The following is a 4052-nucleotide window of genomic DNA, read 5'->3' on the forward strand; positions in this document are numbered from 1 at the left end:
GAGATACTACTGGAATTAAAGCTTCTTTAGAGTAATTCGCTATCGTCTCCCATTGACTATCTAAAGCTATGGCAGTTATACCTTCTCTTTCTCCTAGTACTTCTGAATTAACTTTTGTACTGGTTAATACCAATTTGATATCAGCATCGGTTAGCATATATTCGATACGATCCTCTGGATATTCCGGATCAATTGGCACATACACTCCTCCTGATTTTAAGATCCCTAAAATGCTCACTAGCATCTCAATACTTCGTTCAATACAAATACCAACTAAAGTATCTGGAGTAACTCCTTGCTCACGTAAGTAGTGCCCTAGTTGATTTGAACGCTCGTCTAACTCTGCAAAGGTCAATGCTTCATTTTCAAAAACAACTGCAATCGCTTCTGGTGTTTTAGCTACTTGTTCTGCAAATAAATCAACCAATGTTTTATCCAATGGATACTCTGCATAGGTATTGTTAAATGTGTCTAATAACTCTAGCTCTTGTTTTGGTAAGATTGCTACACTATTAACTTCAATTATTTCTTCTGAAGTCAAACCTTCCAATAGTTGTTCTAAGGTTTCTTGCATATAATCTAAAACGCGAGCTGTATCAATATGCTCTTCAATCTGAACTGTTAATCCAAAATCAACTCCTAAATCGTCAACACTTAAGGTAAGTGGGTAATTCGTTCTTTCATGCCCCCCAATATGAGATATGCCTAAATCATGTTCTTCCGAAATATCTTGAACCTCTTTCGGAGCTTCAGAGTGACGATAATTTAATAAAGCACTGAACAACGGAATTTCATTAGAAATGTTACTCCAATTTTGAATACTTGATAACGGTGTTTGCTCATAAGGCAACAACTCATTTAAGCCTTCTTTTACCTTTTGAACATACTCGGTAATACTTCCCTCTAGCTTTGCAAAAAATGGTAAGGTATTAATGAACAGTCCTAAAGATTCTGCTGCTCCAACCGCTCCTTGTAAACGTCCTGAGAATAATGATCCAAAAATGGCATACTCTTTATTGCTACATCTTCCGACTACAATTCCATACGTAGCATGGAATAATACAGCAGGACTTATTCCTAATTCAATGCTAACTCTTCGAATTCTTTTACTCAGTTCTTCTGGTAACCTGATTTCTAACTCCTTGATCTCACTTCCATTTCCTAAAACATTCGTTAAGTTAAATGGATAAGTAGGTTCTTCTATATCTTCTAATAATTCTCTGAAGTACCCCTCATCGTTATTCGTTGCTTGTGAATGTAAGGTATGTGCTATAAAATCACGATATAATACTGGCCTTGGAAGGCTTTCTTTATTCCCTGATAAATATTGCTCTATCTCAAAAATTACTCTTTCTAAACCTAGATGGTCTAATATTAAATGGTGCTGATTTACTACCAAATAGTATACTCCATTCTCTTCATCCTCAATTGATTTCAATTTTAATAACGGTGCTTCTGAAATGTCCATCCATTGATTCCCTGGAGTGGTTAATAATCTTAACTCTTCACCCAAATCTTTCGAAGCATCAATAGTTATTTCTTCAACTTTTAATGTTGCCTTTCTTTGCACCACCTGAACCGTTATTGGTAGATCCTCACTTACAAAACAAGTACGCAATACATCGTGACGGTCTATTACAAACTGAAGTGCTTCTATAAAAGAATTACGTTGGGTTTTACTTGTAAATGAAAGTAAATTCGATAAAATATATGGATCTCCTTGTTCCTCATTACTCATTAAATAATGGAAGTAAATTCCTTCTTGTAATGGTGACAATGGATAGATATCTTGAATATTCTCTACTCCTCCTGGTACTTTCGATACTACTGTATCAATATCCTCTTGATCAAAATCCAATAAAGGAACCATCTCTGGTACAATGTAATCTGTATCCTCTGTAATTCCATTCGCTGGAACTTCGTAAGTTGAAATCTCTGAAGATCCTCTTTCTGCAATTTCTGCAATCGTTGGATTTGAGAAAATATCTTTTACTGCAATATTGAAATCTATCTTTTGTAATCTCGATATTAACTGAACAACTAATAAACTATGTCCTCCTAATTCAAAGAAATTATCATAAACTCCAATCTTTTCAATGCCTAATACATCTTGCCAGATACTCACCATTTGAGCCTCTAACTCATTTCTTGGAGCGACATACTCTTTGGTTGATAATAATGATCCATCTGGTTCTGGTAAAGCTTTTCTATCTAATTTACCATTCACTGTTAATGGCATTGTTTCTAACTCAACCCATAATCCAGGAACCATGTATTCTGGAAGAACTTCTTTTAATTCATTTTGAATCTTTTCCTTACCGAATTCTCCATTTGAAACTACATAAGCAACCAAACGCTTGCTTCCTATACTATCGTCTTTAGCTAATACACAACATTGACTGATACTTTCTAATAATGATAAGGCATTCTCAATCTCTCCTAATTCGATTCTGTATCCACGAATCTTTACCTGATTATCTTTTCTTCCAATATATTCTATTGTTCCATCTGGTAACCATCTAGCTAAATCTCCTGTTTTGTAGATTCGATCTCCTTCCTTAAATGGATTCGAGATGAACTTCTCATTGGTTAGTTCTTCTTTGTTTAGATATCCTCTAGCTACCTGAATTCCTCCAATACATAATTCTCCCGCAACTCCAATTGGAGCTAAATTCATTGAATCATCTAGTACGTATAAACTTGTATTGGCGACTGGACGTCCAATTAATACATTGTCGATTTGTTTGTCTAATGGAACCGGCCAATAACTTACATCAATCGCTGCTTCGGTTGGTCCGTATAAATTATGTAACTCCGTTCCTGTAAATTTCTCATTAAATAATGCTACATGATCTACTTGTAAAGCTTCTCCACTACAAATTACACGACGTAAAGAAGAACAATCTCCTTTTTCTATTTCTTCTAAGAACACTCTTAACATTGATGGTACAAAGTGCATCGTTGTTACTTTGTGCTCTTCTATAATTTCTTTTAAATAACGAGCATCTTTATGGCCTTCTGGTTTTGCGAATACTAATTTCGAACCACACATTGCTCCCCATAATAACTCCCATACCGATACATCAAAACTGAAAGTTGTTTTTTGTAAAATAGTATCTTCTGAGGTTAATTGATATTCTGATTGCGTCCATAATAAACGGTTTACAATACCATTGTGTTGGTTCATTACTCCTTTTGGCTTTCCTGTACTTCCTGAAGTATAGATTACATAAGCCAAGTTCTCTGGAGATACTACTGAAGTTAAAGCATCTTTAGAGTAATTCGCTATCGTTTCCCTCTGGCTATCTAAAGCTAAAGAGATTACTCCTTCTCGATCTCCTAATACTTCTGAATTAACTTTTGTACTGGTTAAGACCAATTTGATATCAGCATCAGTGAGCATATACTCGATACGATCTTCTGGATATTCTGGATCAATCGGCACATATGCTCCTCCTGATTTTAAGATCCCTAAAATGCTCACTAGCATTTCAATACTTCGTTCAATACAAATACCAACTAAAGTATCTGGAGTAACTCCTTGCTCACGTAAGTAGTGCCCTAGTTGATTTGAACGCTCGTCTAACTCTGCAAAGGTCAATGCTTCATTTTCAAAAACAACAGCAGTCGTTTCTGGTGTTTTAGCTACTTGCTCTGCAAATAAATCAACTAATGTTTTATCTAATGGATACTCAGCATGAGTATTATTGAAAGTCTCTAATAATTGTACCTCCTCTTCTTTTGCTAAAATTGATAAACTTGCAACTGGTACTGATTCTTCTGATTGTAACCCTTCTACAAGTTGTACCAAAGCTTCTTCCATAAAAGCAAGTACACGCTCGGTATCAATACTACCATCAATCTGAGCTGTTAATTTAAATTCCTTTCCATAATCATCAACATTTAATGAAAACGGATAATTCGTACGCTCATGATCACTAACAATCTCTATTCCTAAATTAACCGTATCCTCATCAACCTCTTCTTCTGTTAGTATTGATGAGTGACGGTAGTTTAATAAGGCACTAAAGAAAGGTACCTCATTAGAAATC

1 protein-coding gene (running past one end of the window) is annotated in these 4052 nt (G+C 35.2%); it reads right to left on the reverse strand.

The features are described from left to right. Positions 1-4052, reverse strand: part of the annotated coding region (locus ACKTTV_RS10020; RefSeq protein WP_456243523.1) for an amino acid adenylation domain-containing protein (this coding region is incomplete at its 3' end). Its footprint extends 11759 nt past the window's final position; 4052 of its 15811 annotated nt are in view.

The sequence above is a fragment of the Tenacibaculum xiamenense genome (assembly GCF_964513065.1).
Taxonomy (GTDB): Bacteria; Bacteroidota; Bacteroidia; order Flavobacteriales; family Flavobacteriaceae; genus Polaribacter; species Polaribacter xiamenense.